Raw genomic sequence first — 20,966 nt, 5'->3', positions numbered from 1 at the left:
GGTACGCATCCAGCGCGCCCTCGCGCGCAGATCTCCCGAAGGGAGCGATCCAATGAGTGAGGTTATGCCGATCGATCTCCCGATCGACAAGGAGACCGAGAAGGAACTCGAGCGCGGGATGCGCCGGGACCAGAACGGTGGTTCGGGCCGCGCGGGCCGTGTTCGACGCGTGCTCTCCAAGCCGTGGGCAACCGTCGCGTCGATCATCATCGCGCTGGCGTGGACGATCCCGACCTTCGGACTGCTGATCTCGTCCTTCCGTCCTGAGCAGCAGATCAAAACGACCGGATGGTGGACGTTCTTCGCCGACCCGCAGGTGACGCTGGAGAACTACATCCAGGTTCTGCAGGCAGGTAACACGCAGCTGACGATGGCCGAGGCCTTCATCAACTCGATCGCCATCACGATCCCCGCGACCATCGTGCCGCTGACGATCGCGGCGTTCGCGGCCTACGCGTTCTCGTGGATCGACTTCAAGGGCCGCGACTGGCTGTTCATCTTCGTGTTCGCGCTGCAGATCGTGCCGATCCAGATGGCGCTGATCCCGCTGCTGAGCTCGTTCTCTCGTGGTCTGAACATCTTCGGGGTGCAGATCACGGGGCCGCTCGGAGTGTCGGGTGGGTACGCGCAGGTCTGGATCGCCCACTCGATGTTCGCTCTGCCGCTGGCGATCTACCTGCTGCACAACTTCATGTCGCAGATCCCGGCCGACATCATCGAGGCGGCACGCGTCGACGGGGCATCCCGCGGGCAGATCTTCTTCCGCATTGTGCTGCCCCTGACGATGCCCGCTCTCGCGTCGTTCGCGATCTTCCAGTTCCTGTGGGTCTGGAACGACCTGCTCGTGGCCTTGATCTTCGCCGACGGGCCGGTGGCGCCGATCACCAAGCTGTTGGCGGAGATCACGGGAACGCGTGGCAACGAGTGGCAGCTGCTGACAGCGGGTGCGTTCGTCGCGATCATCGTTCCGCTGATCGTGTTCTTCTCGCTCCAGCGCTACTTTGTACGAGGTCTGCTCGCAGGCTCGACGAAGGGCTGATCGCAGAAGGATGAAGCTCGAAGGGGCGTCCCGGGGACGGGCGCCCCTTCGCTTTCCGATGCCGCCGTGTCGAGCATCCGTTATCATGGAGTCGAATCGATTCGACGCCGATCGGGGGCGTGGGTCCTCCGATCCCGCGCAACCTCCCCCTGAACGGAACCCGTGCTCGACACTGCCTCCATTCCCGTAACACCCGCGGACGCGTCTGCTGCTGACCGGCCGGAGCTCACCCCGACCGGATCGGTGCGGCTTCGTTCGGCGACCGGTGCGATCCGCACCCTTGGAGCCAACCCGGCAACAGCGCCGGTCATGCTGCACCCCGGCGATGCCATCCCCACGCGGCGCCGCGTGCTGTACATCATCCTGCTCGGCGCGCTGACGGCGCTCGGGCCGTTCACGATCGACCTCTACCTCCCGGCCTTCCCGGTGCTCGAGGCCGACTTCCAGACGACGTCGGCGGCGATTCAACTCACCCTGACGGGCACGATGATCGGCTTCGCTGTCGGGCAGCTGGTCGTAGGCCCGCTCAGCGACAAAGTCGGGCGACGGATGCCGCTGATCGCCGTGACCGTGCTGCATGTGCTGGCCAGCGCAGCTGCAGCGCTCTCGCCGACGCTCATCACCCTCGGCGCCGCCCGGTTCTTCATGGGAGTGGGGGCTGCCGCGGGAGGCGTGGTTGCAATGGCGATCGTGCGCGACCTGTTCGGCGGGAAGCGGCTGGTCGTGATGCTCAGTCGACTCGCACTCGTGAGCGGTGTTGCCCCGGTCGTTGCGCCTCTCATCGGCTCGGCGCTTCTGATCGTCATGCCGTGGCAGGGGATCTTCGTCGTTCTCGCCGTGTACGGCGTGGTGATGCTCGTCAGCACGATCTTCATCATCCCCGAGACCCTGCCGCCGGCCCGTCGGCACGACAAGGGGAGCACCACGACCTGGCAGCGCTACCGGTCGGTGCTCAGCGACCGCGTGTTCCTGGGCGTTCTGGTGATCGGCGGGATGAACTTCAGCGGCCTGTTCTCATACCTGTCGGCCTCGCCCTTCCTCTTTCAGGAGGGCTACGGGTTCGATCCGCAGGCATACGGTCTGCTGTTCGCCGTGAACTCCCTGGGCATCGTCTTCGGTGTGCAGATGGCCTCGCGGCTGGCTGCCCGGTTCGGCCCCCAGTGGGTGCTGGCGTTCTCGACGGCCGGCACCGTCGTGTTCGGTTCTGCCATCATCCTCGCCGACAGCTTGGGTCTCGGCCTGTGGGGAACGATGGTTCCCCTCTTCCTGTTCATCACGTCGGTCGGCTTCGGCTTCCCGTGTGTGCAGGTGCTCGCGCTCGATCGCCACGGCAAGGCGGCGGGGACGGCAGCATCCATCCTCGGCGCCGTGAACTTCGGTGTGGCAGGCGCGGTCTCGCCTCTCGTCGGCTGGCTCTCTGCCAGTGCCGGCATCACCGCCACGACAATGGCATCGGTCATGGTCGGATGCGGAGCGATCGCGGTCATCGCACTGTGGACGATCGTGCGGCCGCGGACGGTGCAGGCCCTCACTCCGTAGGATCCGGCTCCCAGCCCGCTGTCGCTGCGTGGCGCAGCACGGGCTGAAGCCGGAACAGCCGCACCGTGCGGTGGGACTCTCGCTCGTACGCGCGATAACCGGGCCACTGCGACTCGATGCGAGCCCATACGGCGTTTCGCTGGTCGTCTGGGATGACGGTCGCGTGCACGAGCATCCGCCGCCCGCGAACCGTGATCGCAGCATCCGGATGGGCGAGCAGATTCGTCGTCCAAGCGGGGTGGCGTTCGCCGGCGAAGTTGGTCCCGGCGACGATCGCCCGGCCCTGTCCGTCGGGGGTGTACATCAGCGGAACATCACGGATGAGACCGCTTCTGGCCCCGGTCGTGTGGAGAACGAGTGAGGGAACCAGGACGGCGCTGAGCTGCACTCGGCCGCCGCTGAGGGCGGCGAAGAACCGCTCGACCGGGGGGAGCAGGCGGGGACCTGCCGCGCGGAAGAGCCGGGTTCTGGTGAGAGGCGCCAGAAGCGCGCGGAGCAGGTTGCGCACCGGCCGCGCGATGCGCTGTGCGATCTCGGACACCCGACCAGTGCTCACACCCACGCGTTCGTCCTCCCCCCGCCATCCTCGCACCTCATTGCAGGGTAGCCACCCCCGCGTACGATCGGGGCGTGGCCAGGATTCGAGCATTTCGCCCCGAGGACAAGGCGGCGCTGTCGTCGGTGTGCATTCGCACTGCGGATGCCGGAGCCGATGCGAAAGGCATCCTGACCGACGACGAGATCTGGCCCGAGGTGTTCCTGCGCCCCTACCTTGCGCGGCACCCGGACTACGCTTTCGTGGTCGACGTCGACGGTGAGCCCGTCGGGTATCTCGTCTGCGCGCCCGATACGAGGTCTTTCGAGGACTGGTTCAGCACGTCGTGGTGGCCCGAGCGCCGGTCGCGGTGGGCTCCGGATGTCGACGCCGGAGATCCGCGTGCGGAGCGAACCGCCGGCATCCTGCGTTATGCAGCCGCCAGACGCGCAGGAGCCGAACCCTACGGTGACGCCTATCCCGCTCATCTGCACATCGACCTGCTCCCACAGGCGCAGGGCCAGGGATGGGGGCGACGGTTGATCGACGCGCTCATCGAGACCCTCCGTGAGCGCGGAGTCTCGGGCGTGCACCTGGTCGCCGATGCGGCCAACACGTCAGCTCTCGCCTTCTACGACCGTCTCGGGTTCGCAAGGCTCGCCTCGCACGAGGGAGTTCAAGCGTTTGGAATGTCGCTGGGCGGCCCCGAGGGGTCGGGTCCGCGTTAGCCTGCCGGTGTGGAAGACCTCACCGCCCCGACCGGCCGCGAGCCTGCTCTCGCAGCTTCAGCCCGTGCCGACGGCGAGAAGCCGCGCACGCTCGTGCTCGGTGCCACCGGATATCTCGGCGGACGACTTGTTCCGCGGCTTCTGAACGCCGGATATCGCGTGCGGGTGCTTGCCCGCCATCCGGAGCGCGTCGCCGCCTTCTCGTGGGGCGATCGCGTCGAGGTCGTCGCTGGCGACGCGAAGGACCCGGATGCCGTTGCCGACGCCGTGCGCGACGTTGACGTTCTCTACTACCTCATCCACTCCATGATGTCGGGTCGGTCTTTCGAGCAGACCGACCACGACGTTGCCACCACCGTGGCGGATGCCGCAGCTGCGGCATCCGTGGCCCGCATCGTGTACCTCGGTGGCCTTCATCCCGACGACGCTCCGCTGTCGCCTCACCTTCGCAGTCGCGTCGAGGTCGGCGAGATCCTGCTCGCCTCGGGAGTGCCGACGCTCGTGCTGCAGGCGGGTGTCGTCATCGGGTCGGGGTCGGCGTCGTTCGAGATGGTGCGGCACCTGACCGATGTTCTTCCCTACATGCCAGCGCCCAAGTGGGTGCGCAACTGCATCCAGCCGATCGCGGTGCGCGACGTGTTGCACTACCTGCTCGGTGCGGCGCACGTTCCCGCTGAGGTGAACACGGCCGTCGACATCGGCGGCCCCGACGTGTTGCGGTACGGGCAGATGATGAACGGGTACGCGGTCGTCGCGGGCCTCCCGCAGCGCGCGATTGCCGCACTCCCCGTGCTCACCCCGCGTCTCGCCTCGCTGTGGGTCAACCTCGTCACGCCGATCCCCGCCGCTATCGCTCGCCCGCTGGTCGAGTCGCTGCAGGTTGACTGTGTCGTGCGCTCCTGGGCTGTCGATGATCTCATCCCTCGGCCAGGCGACGGGCTCATGCGGTACCGGGATGCCGTGGCTCTGGCTCTTAGCCGCGAGAAGGAGGACACCGTCGAGACGAGCTGGGCCGATGCGGAGCTCTTGGATGTGCCCTCCAGCCCGTTGCCGAGTGACCCAGACTGGGCCGGTCAGGTCGTGTTCGTCGATGAGCGTTCCGCGACGACTCCCGCACCGGCATCCGCGCTGTGGCGGGTGATCGAGGGCATCGGTGGGCAGAACGGCTGGTACTCCTCGCCCCTGCTGTGGGCGATTCGGGGATGGATGGACCGACTCGTGGGGGGAGTGGGGCTGCAGCGCGGACGCCGGAGCAAGGGTCGGCTGTCAGCCGGTGATGCCCTCGACTTCTGGCGTGTCGAAGCGATCGAGCACGGGAGCTTCCTGCGGCTGCGGGCCGAGATGAAGGTTCCGGGTCTGGCGTGGCTTGAACTGCGGGCAGTCCCGACCGAGACCGGATCGCGCTATGAGCAGCGCGCCGTTTTCTTCCCGCACGGACTTGCCGGGCGCCTGTACTGGTTCGCCGTGCTGCCCTTCCACGGGTTCATCTTCAGCGGGATGGCCAATCGAATCGCGGCGACCGCCGAGACCTTCGTCGAGGATGCGGAACGGGTTGACGTCTAGGCCAGAGCGCCGCGCTCCAGGCGCACGACGCGGTCGACCAATCCCTCCGGGACGGTGACGTGCGAGATCAGCACGACGCATTGGTGCGGCTCGACGGCCGAGAGCAGGTCGATGAGCAGCGCATCCGATGCCGCGGGGTCAACGCCAGCGGTCGGTTCGTCAAGAACCAGGACGGGGAACCCATGCAGCAGCGCACGGGCTAGGGCGATCCGTTGTGCTTGGCCGCCCGAGACCAGCTGCCCCCGCTCACCGACCCGGGCATCCAGCCCGCCGCGCTCTCGCAGCCACGGTCCGAGTCCGACGCGCTCAAGGACCGCCTCGAGATCGGCATCCGTGGCGTCGTCGCGCGCAAAGAGCAGGTTCTGTCGGATGTCTTCATCGAACAGCATGGGGCTCTGCTCACACAGTCCGACGGTTCTGCGCAGGTCGTCCGAGGCGATCGCGTGCGCGTCGGTATCTCCGATGCGGTACTCGCCGGTGCTGTCGAGGAAGCGCACCAGCGCGTGCGCCAGGGTCGATTTGCCCGCACCCGATGACCCGACGACCAGAAGTCTTTCGCCGGGACGGATCTCGAGCGCGATGTCGCGCAGCGCTGCGTCGTCCGAGTGTGGCCAGGTGGCCGAGAGATCGCGCAGAACGATTCCGTCGCCGAGAGCGGGGGCCGCTCCGGTCGCGAGAGGCTCATCGCGGACGATCCCCGCCGGGGGCTCGGCGGGGAGAGCTGCAGCGATGCGCTCTGCCGATGCGTGAACCTGGCGCCAGGCGGCGGCGGCTAGCGGCACCGCGGCGAAGACCTCGAAGACCGCCATCGGGACGAGGACCGCCACCGCAAGGTTCGGGCCCGTAAGCGTTCCGGTTGCGACGGCGGGCATCGTTACGAGGATCGCTGCGAGCGAGGCGGCCCCCGCAAGCAGCGAGATGATCCCCGCGGCTCCAGCCTGTGCGCCTGTGCGCCGGATGATTGCGCGGCGGAGTTTGCTGTCGGCTTCCTGGATGCGGGTGCGGCTGGCCTCTTCGGCGCCGTAGGCAAGAAGCACATCGAGGCTGCCGAGATGATCGAGGAGAGCATCGGCGAGCCGGGAGCGCAGGGGGGCAATCGCCCGCTCCGCCCGGGCGCCGGCTGCCCACCCCCAGCCGACAGCGATGAGCGCGGCGATGGCGAGGCAGGCAAGCAGCGTCAGCCCCGCGGGCCACGAAATGATCGTCACGAGTACGACAGCTGCCAGCGCCACTGTCGCGGATGCGACCAGAGGCTGCACGACGCGCAGGGGCAGGTTTTGAAGATCGTCGACGTCGTCCACCAGTGCGCCGAGGACAGACCCGCGCCTGGTGCGGGTGAGCCCGTCGGGCGCGAGCGGAATGAGGCGGCGCACCATGTCGGTGCGTGTCGTGGCGAGTTGGCGCAGTGCAGCGTCATGCCCGGCGAGCCGGTCGACATACCGGAAGACCGATCGGGTCAGCGCGAAGAAGCGCACGCCGACGACCGCTACAGAGATATAGAGCACCGGCACCATCTCGCTGGAGCGAACGATCAGCCACGCGCTGGTCGCCAGCAGCCCTACCGCTGACGCCTCTGAGATGAACGCGGAAGCCGCTCCCGGCCAGAACCGACGCAGCGGCGGCATCGCGCCCCGGAGGACGTCGCGTGCCGTGGTCATGCCATCACCTCGCTCACGGTCACCGTGACGATCTGATCGGCGATCGCGCGCGCGCTCTCGCGATGGGAAACCAAGAGAACTGTCGCGCCGGCGTCGGCGAGCTCGCGAACGGATGCCCACAGTCGCGCCTCGGTCTCGGCATCCAGTGCCGCGCTGGGTTCGTCGAGCGCGATGACGCTCGCCGCTTTCCGGAGGTGTCGATAGAACGCCCGCGCCACCGCGACGCGCTGCGCCTGGCCGCCGGAGAGCCCTGCTCCCTGGACGCCGAGTTCTTTCTCGGGGTGGATCTCGTCGGCGCACGCCAAGCGCAGCGCCCGGGCGACGAGCGCGGCATCGGGGCGGGTATCGCCCAGGGCGACGTTCGCAGCGACAGTGCCGGAGATGAGTCCAGGTTGCTGCCCCGCCCAGGCGAGCCATCCGGCAGGATCGAGGGCGGCGATCTCGATGCCACCGTAGCTGGCTGCGCCGGAGTAGCCCGCTGCACGGCGCAGAGCGGCGAGGATGCTCGACTTGCCCGCGCCGCTGGGGCCCTCAATGAGGGTCACGAGGCCGGGCCGGGCCCGAAGGCTGATGGCGGGCAGAACACGCTCACCGCGATGGACGGTGAGTTCATCGAGCACGAGTTCGGCTCCATCTCGGGTGTCTAGGGACCGCCCACCTCCGCCGACCGTGGTGGAGTAGGCATCCAGGACGTCGAAGATGTCGTCGGTTGCGGCGACGCCCTCCGCTGCAGCATGGAACTGGACGCCGACCTGACGAAGCGGGAGATATGCCTCGGGTGCGAGGAGGAGCACGAACAGGCCGACCGTGAGAGCCAGGGAACCGTCGAGCAGGCGGAAGCCGATCGTGACGGCGACGATCGCGACGGCGATCGAGGCGAGGAACTCGAGCATGAAGCCCGAGAGGAATGAGACCCGGAGGACCTTCATCGTCTCGCGCCGGTACCGTGTCGTGACGCTCTCGATCGAGGCCGCGGCGCGGTGCTGACGGCCGAACACCTTCAGGGTCGACAGCCCCTGCACGGTGTCGCTGAAGCGCGCGGCGAGCTGGCCAAGCGTTTGCCACTGGCGCTGCTGCACGGCTCGGGTGGCTAGCCCGATGAGAACCATGAAGATCGGAATGAGGGGGAGGGTCAGCAGCACGATCAGGCCGCTGAGCCAGTCCTGCCACCACATGACACCGACCAGGATGGGGGTGGCGATCGCGGTGAGCACCAGCTGCGGCAGGTAGCGGCCGAAGTAGGCATCCAGGGCTTCGAGTCCGCGGCCCGCAGTTACCGCGAGCTGCGCGGTGTTCCGGTTCGCGAGCCACTCCGGACCGAGTGTGCTGACTGCGCCCACGAGGTGATCGCGCAACTCGCTCTCGACGCGTGCGGCAGCTCGAGATGAAGCTGCCTCCCGCGCCCAGATCAAGACAGCGCGCACAGCGATCGTGGCGCCGAGCGCCATCAGCGTCGGCGCTAGCTCGTTCAGCCGCACCCCGTCGATCGCGCTAACGATTCCCGTCGTGAGGAACCAGGCGAAGGCGACGATCGTCAAGGTCTGGGCAAGGCCGATGACCGCGATCAGGGCGAAGAAGCCGCGGGAGCTTCGCGCGTAACGAAGGAGACGAGGGTCGACAGGTCCCCGACGGGCTGGTCGGTCCTGCTCGGCGGGCATGAATCGAGTCTGCCTCATTTCGGCGGGCCGACGCCCAGGTCGACCGTGCCAAAGGTCCCGCTGCTGCGGCAGGCATCTGCGGCCGCTGCATCGGAAAGAATCCGCATGGCAGGCCGCGCAAGCGGAACTTATACCTCCAGATGCCCGCATTCACGGAATGTTAGGGTTTGAGGATGCACGCTTATCGCATTGCCGATGCTGCCCGTCTGCTCGGGGTGAGCGATGACACCGTCCGGCGGTGGATTGAGGCGGGCAATCTCGCCACAACGGGAGCAAGCCCGGCCGAGATCCCCGGCGACGCGCTCGCCCAGCGCGCGGTGGAGCGCGCACAGCAGGCAGCCGAGGCATCCGACGTGCTCTCGAGCGCCCGTAATCGATTCGTGGGCCTGGTGACCCGTGTGCAGATTGACGGGGTGATGGCCCAGGTCGACATCCAGTCCGGCCCCCACCGGGTCGTATCCCTCATGTCAGCAGAGGCCGTTCGCGAGCTAGACCTCGAGGTCGGATCGCTTGCCGCGGCAGTCGTCAAGGCGACGACAGTCATCGTTGAAGCACCGAAGGACTGAGCAGTGACTCTTCCGCTCGTAGCCCGCGCCGCGCTCGCCGCTACTTTCGTGCTCGTTCTGGCCGGCTGTTCGGCGGTGTACACAGACGAATCACCGACCGCCTCGACGCCCGAGGTCTCTGGCGAGCTGACGGTCTTCGCTGCGGCGTCGCTCCAGGGGGCGTTCACGGAGATCGCCGCGCGGTTCGAAGACGCCTACCCCGACGTGGACGTCCGCCCGATCACCTACGACGGCTCCGCCACCCTGGCGACACAGATCGTCGAGGGAGCGCCAGCTGACGTCTTTGCCGCAGCGAACGAGTCGACCATGGCGACAGTTGTCGATGCCGGGCTTGCCGAGGCTCCGCAGCTGTTCGCCTCGAACACTCTCGTGATCGTCGTGCCCGCGGGCAACCCGGCGGATGTCTCAGAGCTCGCCGACCTGGCCGATCCGGACCTGTCTGTCGTCTTATGTGCTCCGGAGGTGCCGTGCGGTTCGGCGTCGCAGAGGCTCCTTGCGGGTGCTGACGTGTCAGTCGCACCCGCGAGTCTCGAGCAGAACGTCACCGCGGTGCTCACCAAAGTCGCTGCCGGCGAGGCCGATGCGGGCCTGGTGTACCGCACGGATGTCGCCGGTCGCGAAGACGTCGAATCGATCGTTCCCGATGGTGCCGAGGCCGTCGTGAATCTCTATCCCATCGCTGCGCTCCGCGCCGCCGCCTCGCCTCAGGCAGCGGCAGCGTTCATCACCTATGTCAGCGGACTCGAAGGACAGCGCGTCCTTGCTTCGTTCGGATTCGGCGCGCCGTGAGCACGGGAACCGGAACGCTTCTTCCGCGTGCGTTGATCGTTCCGGCGCTGCTCGGCCTCGCGTTTCTCGTCCTGCCACTCATCGCGCTCATCGCCCGGGTGCAGTGGGGCACCTTCTGGGCTGACATCACCTCGACCGAGGCTGCACAAGCTCTCGGGTTGTCGCTGGGAACGGGACTGGCCGCGACGGGGCTCTGTGTGCTGCTGGGCCTTCCCCTCGCCTTGCTGATCGCCCGGTCGTCGCCTCGCACGGCTGCGGTGTTGCGAGCCCTCGTGACGGTTCCCCTGGTGCTTCCCCCGATGGTGGGGGGAGTGGCCCTGCTCTTTCTGTTCGGGCGTCGCGGCTGGGTCGGTAGCCTGCTCGCCGAGGCCGGCATGGCGTTGCCGTTCACCACGACCGCGGTCATCATGGCCCAGACCTTCGTGGCGCTGCCGTTCCTGGTCCTGGCCGTGGAGGGATCGCTTCGCGCCACGGGCACCGATCTCGAGCAGGTCGCCGCTGGGCTCGGCGCCGGGCGATGGGTGATTCTGAGCCGCGTGACTCTTCCCCTCGCAGCACCCGGGCTGATCGCCGGCGTGGTGCTGAGCTTCGCACGTGCGATCGGTGAGTTCGGCGCCACGGCGCTGTTCGCCGGCAATGCGCCCGGGGTGACCCAGACGATGCCGCTGGCGATCTACACAGCCTTCAACGGGGCCGGTGTCACGCAAGGAACTGCAGTGGCGCTCTCGCTGCTCCTGCTGGTGACGGCGTTGGCTGTGCTGTTGCTCGTGCGCGGGTGGCGAGGCGAGGCACCGAGACGGGGAGTTCCCGGATGACGGCACAGCTTTCGGCGCGGATGCGGGTCATCCGATCATCGCTCTTCGACCTGGACCTGCACCTGGATCTCGCACCGGGCGAGCGGGTTGCGGTGATGGGGCCGAGCGGCGCGGGGAAGTCGACGTTGTTGGCTGCGCTCGCCGGCTTCGTCCGCCTGGATGCCGGTCGCATCGAACTCGACGGGGATGTGATTGCCGACGCTTCGGTGCGAGGGGGCACGGCCCGCCGTGGCATCCATGTCGCTCCGATGGATCGCGGGGTTGTGCTGCTCGGGCAGGAGGCCCGCCTCTTTCCTCACCTCAGTGCCCGTGAGAACGTTGCGTTCGGCCCTCGCGCGCGGGGTCATTCCCGCACCGAGTCAGGGCATGCCGCCGATGAATGGCTCGACCGCGTCGGACTTGCCGGGTTCGGCAATCGGATGCCGGCCCAGCTCTCGGGTGGGCAGCAGCAGCGGGTGGCTGTGGCTCGCGCACTTGCCGTGGAACCGCGGCTCGTGCTGCTCGATGAACCCCTGACCGCGCTTGATATTCAGACGGCGGCAGAGATCCGGATGCTGCTGGCAGACCAGTTATGCAGCACGGCTGTGGTCATCACCCACGATCCGGTTGACGCCCTCGCCATCGCCGACCGACTCGTCGTGATCGAGCGGGGGCGAGTGACGCAGTACGGGTCGGTTCGCGAGGTAATGGGTCATCCTGCGACGCCGTTTGCGCGGGCGCTCTCAGACCACGTGCGAATTGCAGGGTGCATCGGCGACGACGGCTGAACGCAAGGACCGCCTGGCGCAGCGCCAGGCGGTCCTCGACAATCTCGGTGTTTGGCCGGTTCAGTGTTTGACGAGCTCCGCCTTCTCGATCCGCGACCGGGTGACGCGCTTGCGGAACACCCAGTACGTCCAGCCCTGGTACGCGAGGACCAGCGGGAGGAAGATCAGCGCCGCCCACGACATGATCGTGAGGGTGTAGTCGGTGCTCGAGGCGTTCTCGATCGTGAGGCTGAACGCGACATCCGTGGACGAGCGCATCACGTTCGGGAACATCGACATCCACAGCGTGAGTACCGCGAACGCGACGGTGAAGATCCCCGCCGTGAACGCCCAGCCCTCGCGCTCCTTCGTGTGGAAGAACATCGACAGCAGCAGGGCGACGGCCGCCAGGGCTGCGGCTGCGATCACCAGCGGCAGGAGCGGCGCTTCGTGAGCTGCAGCGATGAAGATCGTCCAGATCAGGAACGCTGCAGCGACCACGACGGTGATGAACCCGACCCGGGTCGCGAGGCGCTTGGCATCCTGATGCACCTGAGCGTCGGTCTTGAGGCCGATGAAGTACAGGCCGTGCAGGAAGAGCACCAGCACGAGCGTGATGCCGCCGAGCAGTCCGTACGGGTTGAGCAGCGTCAGGAGAGAACCGGTGTACTCGTGGTTCTCATCCAGCGGCACACCTTGGACGAGGTTCGCGACAGCGACACCCCACAGCAGCGCCGGCAGCACCGACCCGATGACGATCATCGTGTCGAAGCCCTTCTTCCACCGCAGGCCCTCGCGCTGGTGGCGGTACTCGAATGAGACGCCGCGCAGGATGAGGGCGAGCAGGATCAGCAGCAGCGCCAGGTAGAACCCGCTGAACAGCGACGCGTACCACTCGGGGTAGGCCGCGAACAGGCAGGCGCCGGCGACGATGAGCCAGGTCTCGTTGAAGTCCCAGACGGGACCGATCGTGTTGATGATCTGACGCTTTCCGACCTCGTCCTTGCCGAGGAAGGGGAGCGACATTCCCACGCCGAAGTCGAAGCCGTCGAGCACGAAGTAGCCGACGAACAGCACTCCGACGATCCAGAACCAGAGGTATGCGAGATCCATGATGATCAGCTCCTAGTAGACCGTCGTCGGGGTGTCTTCGCGTGAGGTCGGTTCGGCATCCGCGCTGCCCGGCTCGGGGAGCGGATCCGGTCCCTTGTGCACGGTCTTGAGGATGAGGCCGAATTCGACCACCGCAAGCGATGCGTAGATAGCGGTGAAGGCGACCAGCGAGATCAGCACCGACCAGCCGGGAACGCTCGGCGATACGCCGTCTTCGGTCAGCATGAGGCTGAACACGATCCACGGTTGGCGTCCCATCTCGGTGAACACCCAGCCGATGAGCGAGGCTACGAGTGCGATGGGTGCCGTCCAGATCGCGACGCTCCACGCCCAGCGGGGCACCTCGCGCTTGGCGTTCTTGCGGGTCAGCCACAGGCCCACGATCGCGATGAAGGTCGCGAGGAAGCCGAGGCCCATCATCCAGCGGAACGACCAGTAGGTGATCCACAGCACGGGGTTGAAGACGCCGTCCACCTGCGCGGCAAGATCCGGCCACTGCGCGGCGTACTGCGCGTTCAGGTCGTTGATGCCTTCGACGCATCCGTCGAGCGTGTGTGTCGACAGCAGCGAAAGCAGATACGGGACGCGGATCGACCAGATTTCACCGGTGCCGTCGGGGGTTCCGATCGAGAAGATCGAGAACGATGCGTCAGCACCACACGCCGAGTTGAACAGCGCCTCGGCAGCTGCCATCTTCATCGGCTGGGTGGAGACCATGACCAGACCCAGCTGGTCGCCGGCCAGGAAGGTGCCAGCGAAGGCGACGATCATGCCCCACAGCCCGAACTTCAGGGCGGGGCGCATCATCTCGATGTTTCGCTTGCGGGCCATGTGCCAGGCCGCCGCGGCGATCACCACGCCCGACGAGAACATGAACGCCGCGAAGATTGTGTGTGGGAACGCCGCCAGGGCGATCGGGTTGAAGACGACCTCGAGGAAGTTGTTCATTTCGGCGCGCGAGCCGTCCTCGGCCATCTGGTAGCCGACCGGGTTCTGCATGAACGCGTTCGCAGCGATGATGATGTATGCCGACAGCAGCGCGCCGATCGAGGCGATCCAGATGGATGCCAGGTGCAGCCCCTTCGGGAGTTTGTCCCATCCGAAGATCCACAGGCCGATGAAGGTGGCTTCGAAGAAGAACGCCATCAGCCCTTCGAAGGCGAGGGGGGCGCCGAAGACATCACCGACGAAACGCGAGTAGGACGACCAGTTCATGCCGAACTGGAACTCCTGCACGATGCCGGTCACGACTCCCATCGCGAAGTTGATCAGGAAGATCTTCCCGAAGAACCGCGTCAGGTGCAGCCACTTGACGTCGCCGGTGCGGTACCAGACGGTCTGGAAGATCGCGACGGTGACCGACATGCCGAGGGTCAGCGGCACGAACAGGAAGTGGTACAGCGTCGTGAGGCCAAACTGCCATCGGGCTAGCAGCAGCGGATCGAGCAGATCCATGATTATTCCCCCCAGATCGAGGTTGTGTACTGGTGGTCACGCTACCCCCGGCTCTATCAGCCGGGGTGAAAGTTAGGGCCGTGAATAAGTCGCCCTTGCCGGTGTCTGACCACATCACGGTACCTCGCTGGCGGCAATGCCGGAGGAGGACCTTGGTCCGGTCAGCTCGCGACGAGCTCCGCGGTACGCGAGGCCTGCCCGGCGAGAAGCTTGACCACACACCGCTCCGGATGCCGGGACGCCGTCATGCAGTCGACCCGGAGCGGCCCCCCGGCTTGGGAGAGCACGCCGTCCATGAGGCCCAGGTGCACAGCGCACAGCGTCTCCCGGTCGCGCGCGCTGGCCGAGGCGTGGGGGCAGGGGGAGAGGTCGACGGTCAGTGTCGACTCGTCGACGATGGGATCGAACCCGGCGTCCCCGAGATCCTCCACCAGGGCATCGAGCTGATGGACGGCCTCTGTCGGCAGGTCGTCGACATCCGTCCACGGCATGACCCGACGCATCAGGTCACCGCGCTGCGCAGCAGCCCGGGCCTTGTGGCGTGCGACTGCGCTGGTCGAGTCTCTGTCCTGCCCGGTCGCTGCCGAATAGAGCACTCGCGGGCGGCCGCGTGTGGTGCGGTGCTCGGTCTCGGCCACCACGTAGCCGCCGTCGACGAGCCGCTGCAGGTGTTCACGCACGGTGTTCGCGTGCAGGCCCGTCGCCTCGCACAGTTCGGTGACGGTCCGCTCGGGTCGCGCCTGCAGCAGGAACAGGATGCGGACGCGGGAGAAGCTCGAGATCGCACTGTAGGTAACGCGGGTCATAGCAGGATTATGGGTCGCCGATCGGCTCGCCCAACCGGGAATAAGGTCCCATGGGCGGGGGCCCGGTCGATGTTTGCCACAATGGATGCATGTCCCGATCGCGAGCGACGCGCGTCATCCGCGCCTCAGTCGCCGCGTCGATCGCGACCTTCGTCGCGCTGTTCTCGCACGTCGCAGCGGGCGGAGCGATGCCCTCGTGGCTGGGAATCGCCGTGCCGTGGGTGCTTTCGCTCGCCGTGTGTACGGTGCTCGTCGGCCGCGCGCTCTCACTGCCGCGACTGGGTGTCGCAGTGGTCCTCAGTCAGCTCCTGTTCCACCTGCTGTTCGTCCTCGGCGCTGACAGCGGAGCCCCTGCAGGAACAGTCGCCACCGGCCACGTCCATGGCCTCCCTGTCCTCGATCTGTCGACGGGAGCAACGCCAGTCGCCGCTGACCTGTCGATGTGGTTCGCGCACCTCGCGGCAGCCGTGCTCACGGTCGCGGCGCTGTACCGGGGTGAACGACTCGTCATCCGGCTTGGTGTCCTGGCTCGCGAGCTGCTCGCATGGGTGCGCCGGCGCATCCTCTCCGGTGTCGTCAGGCTTCCTGCGGTCGCTGAGCGACCCGGGATCGTGTGTACCCCGGCGGCGCCGCTGCGTTCGGCCCCCGTTGTCTCGCTCGTCCGGCGACGCGGTCCGCCTCTGTCTTTCGTGGTCTGACTCTCTGTCTCGACTCCCGCGGCTTCCGACTCGGCGCCGGGGGAGGCGTATCGACGTTCACTCACGAAAGGCGTTCCTCATGTCGTTGTCTCTTCGCGCCCGTGCCGGAGCCTTCGCGGCTTCGGTCGCGGTGGCCACCGTCGCGCTGTCTCTCGTCGCCGCACCCGCGTGGGCGCACGACGAGCTCGTCGCGAGCTCCCCGCAGCAGAACGAGCAGCTCACGGTGGCCCCGACCGCCGTCGAGCTGATCTTCTCGGGCGAGATCATGCAGATGGGCGCAGCCGTGATCGTTGCGGATGCTCAGGAGAACGACTGGGTCGCCGGCGACATCCAGATCGACTTCGACACCCTGACGGTGACCCTCGACGAGGGGATGCCGAACGGCGCATACGAAGTGCGGTGGCGGGTCGTCTCGTCGGACGGGCATCCGATCTCCGGCCTCATCCCCTTCACGGTGGATGATCCGGCAGCGGCATCCCCGACGCCGACGGCGACCTCCACGGCCGTGAGTTCACCCACGCCGACAGCAGATCAGACCACCGGTGGTCCTTCCGATGACGCGACCACCGCGCCGCTGGACTCGGCGGCAGAGGACGGCGGCATTCCGCGTGTCGTTCTGATCGGCGCGATCGGGGCGGCATCTGCGCTCGCCCTGTTCGGGCTGGTTCTCTTCTTCCTTGGCGGCCGCGCCGGGCGTGGCCGCCAGGGTTCCGACGAGGAACCCCCGAAGCCCTGAAAGGGAAACCTGTGAACACCCGTATTTCCACCCGATTCGGCATCCTTCTGGTCGCGGCGGCCCTCGGTCTCGCCGGCTGCGCGTCCACGGACACCGGCACAGCGACTGCCACCGAAGCCGACTCCGTCACCATCACGGATGCCTGGGTCAAGGCTGCCGACAGCGGCATGACAGCAGCCTTCGGTGAGCTCGAGAACACCGGCGACACCGACGCTGCGATCGTCTCGGTCACCTCCGACGCGTCCACGACGTTGGAACTGCACGAGGTGGTCGACGACGGCAGCGGCAGCATGGTCATGCAAGAGAAGGACGGCGGTTTCATCGTGCCGGCGGGCGGCAGCCTCACACTCGAGCCGGGCGGCTACCACTTCATGCTGATGGGCCTCACGGCTCCGCTGGTCGCCGGTGACGAAGCGACGTTCACCGTCACGTTCGAGGACGGCTCGACGATGGAGTTCACAGCACCGATGAAGGACTTCACCGGTGCTGACGAGAACTACAACGGCGGCGGCATGGACATGGACGAGGGCCACTCGGACATGGACATGGGCGGTGACGACCAGTAATGACCGCTGATCGGAATAGCTCCGATCGCTCCGGGTCGACCCGGCGGCAGTTCCTCGTGGGGGGAGCTGTCGCCGGCGTCGGCGCTGCAGCGGCGATCGGCATCGACCTCGCCCTGACCTCCGCCCCGGATGCTCCAGCACCCGCGGCATCCGGTTCGACTCCGCAGGAGGGAACGGAGATCGTTCCCTTCTACGGCGCCCACCAGGCAGGGATCGACACCGCGGCCCAGACCTACGGGACCTTCGTCGCACTCGATCTGCTTCCCGAGGTGCAGCGTGAGGCGCAACGGCGCATGATGAAGGTCCTCACCGACGATGCGGCGCGTCTGACGCGTGGCGAGCCGGCGCTGGCGGACTCGGAGCCCGAGCTGGCGATGGCGAGGGCCCGTCTGACCGTCACGTTCGGTTTCGGTCCCGAGTTCGTGGCGCGGGCAGGAGGGGCCGGGCCGGTCTGGCTGAAGCCCCTCCCTGCGTTCTCGATCGACAGGCTCGAACCGGCCTACACCGGCGGAGACCTGCTCATCCAGATCGCGGCCGATGACCCACTGGTCGTCGCTCACGCGACCCGGATGCTGTTGAAGGACTCGCGGTCGTTCTCCACCGTGCGGTGGGTTCAGCGGGGGTTCCGACGCTCCGCCGGCGCGTATCCCGAGCGCAGCATGCGAAACCTGTTCGGGCAGGTCGATGGCACCGTCAACCCCGAGGCGGGGACGGCGGACTTCGATGAGGTGGTCTGGAGTTCGGACGGATGGCTCGCCGGCGGCACCGGAATGGTCGTGCGCCGCATCCGGATGACCCTCGACACGTGGGACAAGCTCGATCGGTCGGGCCGAGAGCAATCCGTCGGCCGCACCCTCGATAACGGGGCGCCGCTGACCGGGACGGTCGAAACCGACGAGCCGGACTTCGAGGCCCGCACCGCGATCGGCTTCCCTGTCATCCCGGAGTTTTCGCACATGCGACGGGCCCGCAGCGACAACCCTCGGGAGCGCATCCTGCGTCGCCCGTACAACTACGACGATGCTCCGACCGGCGGTGCGCTGTCGGACTCGGGACTGATCTTCGCGTCGTTCCAGGCCGACATCGACGCGCAGTACGTGCCGATGCAACAGCGCCTCGCGGATCTCGACCTGCTCAACGAGTGGACGATTCCGATCGGTTCGGCGGTCTTTGCCGTCCCGCCCGGATGCGCCGAGGGCGGCTTTGTCGGAGAGACCCTCCTCGCATAGCGCCGCTCCCGCTACAGTGATGCCGACGGGACGGATGCCGCCAGGGCGGACGCCCCGCTGGGAGGGGAACATGGCGGGTAGGCGTCCTTTCGGGGTCACGCTCGTGGCGATCATCGCGTGGCTTACGGGTGCGTTGCAGATCATCGCGGGAGTGCTGCTGCTGATCGGCGGCGAAATCACCTTCGGCATCGTCGCTATGCTCATTGGCTTCGTCACGATTCTGGTGAGCCTGGGGCTCTTTGGCGGGAGCAACGGTGCCCGCATCCTGACCGCCGTCGTCTTCGTGCTGAACATCGCCGGCTCGGTGTATCTCATGATCACCGAGCCGGCGCAGCTCTGGTCGGCTGTGGGGTCGGCGGTGCTGCCGCTGATCGGCCTGCTGCTGCTGTTCACAGCGCGGGCCAACAGCTTCTTCCGTTGAGGCCGCGATGTCTCGGCTCTCTGATGCACTCATCCCGCCGTCACAGCGCCTGTCTGCCGATGAGCTGCATGACACGCTGAACCTCGGCGCGGGGGAAGTCGGACGCAAGCGCTCCGCCTTCCTGATCATGCTCGTGCTGTCGGCGATCATCGCTGCGGCCGGCGTGTTGGGGGATTCGACGGCCACGGTCATCGGGGCCATGATCATTGCACCGCTTGCCACCCCGATCCTGGGGATTGCGCTCGGGATCGTCGTCGGGCAGTTGCGGCTGGTGGTGACTTCGCTGCTGTGGGTCGTGATCGGTGTGGTCGTGGTCATCGCCATCGGAGCGGTGTTCGCCGTGTTCGTCGCTGACCCAACCGCGCTGCAGAGCAACTCGCAGATCACCGGGCGCACCTCACCCGGGCTGCTCGACCTCGCAGCCGCGTTGGCGACGGGAACCGCCGGTGCCTTCGCGATGTCTCGACGCGACCTGAGCACTGTGCTGCCCGGTGTCGCGATCGCGATCTCGCTTGTTCCCCCGCTCGGTGTCGTGGGTGTGTGTGCGGGCGTCGGAGAGTGGGATGCCGCGATGGGGGCCCTGTGGCTCTTCCTCTCCAATGTCGTGGCGCTGATCATCGCGGGAAGCATCATCTTCACGCTCGCGGGGTATGCCCGCGAGCCGAGCTCGCTGCCGACCGCTCGTCGCCGCCGCGCGTATGTGATTGTCGGAATCGCCGCCGTCATCGTCGTCATCCCGCTCGCTTTCAACACCGCGGTGTCCTTCGCCCTGACCTCGTGGGGGCTGACGATTCGGGATGCGGCGCAAGACTGGATAAGCGCCGACTCCTCGGCATCCGTCACCGGCGTCCATTGGGTGGGAGTGAACGCGACCATCGACGTCGTCACCGACGACGGTGACATCCCCGACACGGCCGACCTTGCTGCGGCGTTGGATGGGCTACCGGAGTTCGTCGGCGTCTCGGTGCGGGTGCAGACCGAAGCGGATTACGTGATCCGCTGACAGTCAGATCCGGATCGGGAAGGTCGCGAGGATGACGACCCCGACGGCCCCGAGAGCTGTCGCGCCCAGCAGAAGGAACTTCCGGGCCCACGGCGCCAAGTCGCGTTGAGACATCGCTGTGAGGAAGAGCACGAGGGCGAAGAGCACGGTGAGCAGTGAATAGTTGTCGCCGCGCTGATTGTTGGTGAGCGCCTCCTGGAACTTCGCATCCGCGCGTTCGTTAAGTTCCTGCGCCTCGACGGTGCCGGGAGGGATGTACTCGGGCACCGCGAAGGGACCGGCTTCGACACGTCCACCGGCATCCCATGCCTCGAACGCCACGGCAAACTCGGGGCTGAACCGGTCCTCGATATAGGCAGCGAGGTCTTCTTCGCCGTTGTAGGTGGCCCGGACCCACTCGGCGTAGACGCTCAGGTCGAACTGTCGTGCATCGCGAGCCTCGCCCTCGGCACTGGTTGCCTGTACTCGTGCGCTGGATGCCTGGCTGAACGCGATCGACATCTCGCCGCCCCACTTGGAGGCCTCGAACCCACACCATGCCGTGAGGACTGCCGTGATCGACAACACGAACACCGCCATGATGTCGAGCCAGTCGCGGCGCGGACGGGTCGCTGGCGAATCTCCACTCACGCGGTCATCCTATGGCTCTCTAGACTGCAGGCAGGCCCGCATCGATTGGCCGTGTCAGCGATACCGCGGAACAGAGGATCACGAATGCAACTGGGAATGGTCGGACTCGGACGAATGGGCGCGAACATCGTGCGCCGCCTCATGAACGACGGGCACGAATGCGTCGTCTACGACGTGAATGCGGATGCCGTGACCGCGCTCGCCGGCGAGGGCGCGACGGGTGCGGAGTCGTTCGCCGACATGGCGAGCAAGCTCGAGGCACCTCGTGCGATCTGGCTCATGATCCCCGCGGGCCTCACCGGCGATGTCGTCGACCAGGTGGCCGAGGTGCTGGAGCCCGGGGACATCATCATCGACGGCGGCAACTCCAACTACCGCGACGATGTGCGCCGGGCCGCGAAGCTCAAGCCCAAGGGCATCCATTACGTGGATGCCGGCACCAGCGGCGGCGTGTTCGGCCTTGAGCGCGGTTATTGCCTCATGGTCGGCGGTCCGAACGAGGCATTCGACCGGATCGAGCCGATCCTCAAGACCATCGCGCCCGGCAAGGGCGACATCGAGCGCACGCCGGGGCGTACCGGCGACTACGCGCCCGAAGAGCTCGGCTACCTGCACTGCGGCCCGTCGGGGGCCGGCCACTTCGTCAAGATGGTCCACAACGGCATCGAGTACG

Annotated in this window: 22 protein-coding genes; 15 read left to right on the top strand and 7 right to left on the bottom strand. The window is 67.1% G+C overall.

The window, feature by feature from the left end; all coding sequences use genetic code 11:
- Window positions 1-52 precede the first annotated feature (52 nt).
- Together B4F19_RS03005 and B4F19_RS03000 are read left to right on the top strand one after the other, a co-directional pair.
- Window positions 53-1,039, top strand: coding sequence for a carbohydrate ABC transporter permease (locus B4F19_RS03005; protein WP_374198013.1), 987 nt, complete (start codon window positions 53-55; stop codon window positions 1,037-1,039).
- 162 nt (window positions 1,040-1,201) lie between these two features.
- Complete coding sequence (locus tag B4F19_RS03000) at window positions 1,202-2,578, top strand: multidrug effflux MFS transporter (RefSeq protein WP_374198014.1); 1,377 nt, start codon at window positions 1,202-1,204, stop codon at window positions 2,576-2,578.
- Here the strand turns inward: B4F19_RS03000 and B4F19_RS02995 are convergent.
- Complete coding sequence (locus B4F19_RS02995) at window positions 2,568-3,119, bottom strand: nitroreductase family deazaflavin-dependent oxidoreductase (RefSeq protein WP_228177952.1); 552 nt, start codon at window positions 3,117-3,119, stop codon at window positions 2,568-2,570. The genes B4F19_RS03000 and B4F19_RS02995 overlap by 11 nt on opposite strands.
- Window positions 3,120-3,208: 89 nt before the next feature.
- Between B4F19_RS02995 and B4F19_RS02990 the strand changes: the two genes are divergently transcribed.
- Together B4F19_RS02990 and B4F19_RS02985 are read left to right on the top strand one after the other, a co-directional pair.
- Complete coding sequence (locus B4F19_RS02990) at window positions 3,209-3,841, top strand: GNAT family N-acetyltransferase (RefSeq protein ID WP_292732759.1); 633 nt, start codon at window positions 3,209-3,211, stop codon at window positions 3,839-3,841.
- Window positions 3,842-3,850: 9 nt separating this feature from the next.
- Window positions 3,851-5,404 (top strand): SDR family oxidoreductase, encoded by a 1,554-nt coding sequence (locus B4F19_RS02985; RefSeq protein ID WP_228177954.1) that lies wholly within the window; start codon window positions 3,851-3,853, stop codon window positions 5,402-5,404.
- On the opposite strand, the gene cydC is transcribed toward B4F19_RS02985, so the two are convergent.
- Together cydC and cydD are read right to left on the bottom strand one after the other, a co-directional pair.
- Window positions 5,401-7,062: a thiol reductant ABC exporter subunit CydC gene (cydC, locus tag B4F19_RS02980; protein WP_228177955.1), complete on the bottom strand. Its 1,662-nt coding sequence runs from the start codon at window positions 7,060-7,062 to the stop codon at window positions 5,401-5,403. The genes B4F19_RS02985 and cydC overlap by 4 nt on opposite strands.
- Window positions 7,059-8,720: a thiol reductant ABC exporter subunit CydD gene (gene cydD, locus B4F19_RS02975; RefSeq protein ID WP_292732758.1), complete on the bottom strand. Its 1,662-nt coding sequence runs from the start codon at window positions 8,718-8,720 to the stop codon at window positions 7,059-7,061. The genes cydC and cydD overlap by 4 nt, the downstream gene beginning before the upstream one ends.
- A gap of 173 nt (window positions 8,721-8,893) precedes the next feature.
- Here cydD and B4F19_RS02970 point away from each other — a divergent pair, with 173 nt between their 5' ends.
- From B4F19_RS02970 to B4F19_RS02955, 4 genes are read left to right on the top strand one after another with little or no spacing between them, the layout of a single operon-like run.
- A complete protein-coding gene (locus tag B4F19_RS02970; protein WP_292732756.1) occupies window positions 8,894-9,286 on the top strand; it encodes a TOBE domain-containing protein in 393 nt (130 codons plus the stop codon).
- A gap of 3 nt (window positions 9,287-9,289) precedes the next feature.
- Window positions 9,290-10,075 (top strand): molybdate ABC transporter substrate-binding protein, encoded by a 786-nt coding sequence (gene modA, locus B4F19_RS02965; RefSeq protein ID WP_292732754.1) that lies wholly within the window; start codon window positions 9,290-9,292, stop codon window positions 10,073-10,075.
- The gene (locus tag B4F19_RS02960) at window positions 10,072-10,890 is read left to right on the top strand and encodes an ABC transporter permease (RefSeq protein ID WP_228177959.1); all 819 of its coding nucleotides are present in this window, start codon (window positions 10,072-10,074) and stop codon (window positions 10,888-10,890) included. Before modA ends, B4F19_RS02960 begins: the two co-directional genes overlap by 4 nt.
- On the top strand, window positions 10,887-11,657 hold the full coding sequence (locus B4F19_RS02955) for an ABC transporter ATP-binding protein (RefSeq protein WP_228177960.1): 771 nt from the start codon (window positions 10,887-10,889) through the stop codon (window positions 11,655-11,657). Before B4F19_RS02960 ends, B4F19_RS02955 begins: the two co-directional genes overlap by 4 nt.
- A gap of 60 nt (window positions 11,658-11,717) precedes the next feature.
- Here B4F19_RS02955 and cydB read toward each other — a convergent pair whose 3' ends face one another.
- The 3 genes from cydB to B4F19_RS02940 all read right to left on the bottom strand — a co-directional run bounded on the left by cydB (window position 11,718) and on the right by B4F19_RS02940 (window position 15,010).
- Window positions 11,718-12,749 (bottom strand): cytochrome d ubiquinol oxidase subunit II, encoded by a 1,032-nt coding sequence (cydB, locus tag B4F19_RS02950; RefSeq protein WP_228177961.1) that lies wholly within the window; start codon window positions 12,747-12,749, stop codon window positions 11,718-11,720.
- A 12-nt stretch (window positions 12,750-12,761) separates the two neighbouring features.
- Complete coding sequence (locus tag B4F19_RS02945; protein ID WP_292732752.1) at window positions 12,762-14,204, bottom strand: cytochrome ubiquinol oxidase subunit I; 1,443 nt, start codon at window positions 14,202-14,204, stop codon at window positions 12,762-12,764.
- A gap of 161 nt (window positions 14,205-14,365) precedes the next feature.
- Window positions 14,366-15,010, bottom strand: a complete 645-nt coding sequence (locus B4F19_RS02940; protein ID WP_292732750.1) for a helix-turn-helix transcriptional regulator — start codon at window positions 15,008-15,010, stop codon at window positions 14,366-14,368.
- A gap of 89 nt (window positions 15,011-15,099) precedes the next feature.
- Here B4F19_RS02940 and B4F19_RS02935 point away from each other — a divergent pair, with 89 nt between their 5' ends.
- The 6 genes from B4F19_RS02935 to B4F19_RS02910 all read left to right on the top strand — a co-directional run bounded on the left by B4F19_RS02935 (window position 15,100) and on the right by B4F19_RS02910 (window position 19,663).
- On the top strand, window positions 15,100-15,708 hold the full coding sequence (locus B4F19_RS02935) for a hypothetical protein (RefSeq protein WP_292732748.1): 609 nt from the start codon (window positions 15,100-15,102) through the stop codon (window positions 15,706-15,708).
- Between the two features lie 79 nt (window positions 15,709-15,787).
- Entirely contained in the window at window positions 15,788-16,444 is a 657-nt protein-coding gene (locus tag B4F19_RS02930) for a copper resistance CopC family protein (RefSeq protein WP_292732746.1), read from the top strand.
- Between the two features lie 11 nt (window positions 16,445-16,455).
- A complete protein-coding gene (locus B4F19_RS02925) occupies window positions 16,456-17,010 on the top strand; it encodes a copper chaperone PCu(A)C (RefSeq protein WP_292732744.1) in 555 nt (184 codons plus the stop codon).
- Window positions 17,010-18,239 carry a Dyp-type peroxidase gene (locus B4F19_RS02920; protein ID WP_292732742.1) on the top strand — a complete coding sequence of 410 codons (1,230 nt, stop codon included), beginning with the start codon at window positions 17,010-17,012 and terminating at the stop codon, window positions 18,237-18,239. Before B4F19_RS02925 ends, B4F19_RS02920 begins: the two co-directional genes overlap by 1 nt.
- Before the next feature lie 70 nt (window positions 18,240-18,309).
- On the top strand, window positions 18,310-18,660 hold the full coding sequence (locus B4F19_RS02915; protein WP_292728846.1) for a hypothetical protein: 351 nt from the start codon (window positions 18,310-18,312) through the stop codon (window positions 18,658-18,660).
- 7 nt (window positions 18,661-18,667) lie between these two features.
- Window positions 18,668-19,663 (top strand): TIGR00341 family protein, encoded by a 996-nt coding sequence (locus B4F19_RS02910; RefSeq protein ID WP_292732740.1) that lies wholly within the window; start codon window positions 18,668-18,670, stop codon window positions 19,661-19,663.
- A 3-nt stretch (window positions 19,664-19,666) separates the two neighbouring features.
- Here B4F19_RS02910 and B4F19_RS02905 read toward each other — a convergent pair whose 3' ends face one another.
- Window positions 19,667-20,293 carry a hypothetical protein gene (locus tag B4F19_RS02905; RefSeq protein WP_292732739.1) on the bottom strand — a complete coding sequence of 209 codons (627 nt, stop codon included), beginning with the start codon at window positions 20,291-20,293 and terminating at the stop codon, window positions 19,667-19,669.
- An 84-nt stretch (window positions 20,294-20,377) separates the two neighbouring features.
- Here B4F19_RS02905 and B4F19_RS02900 point away from each other — a divergent pair.
- The coding region (locus B4F19_RS02900; RefSeq protein WP_292732737.1) for an NADP-dependent phosphogluconate dehydrogenase at window positions 20,378-20,966 on the top strand (589 nt) is incomplete at its 3' end.

This window comes from Microbacterium sp. UBA1097, from assembly GCF_002313585.1.
Classification (GTDB): Bacteria; Actinomycetota; Actinomycetes; order Actinomycetales; family Microbacteriaceae; genus Microbacterium.
This window is presented reverse-complemented; position numbering and strand designations above follow the sequence as displayed.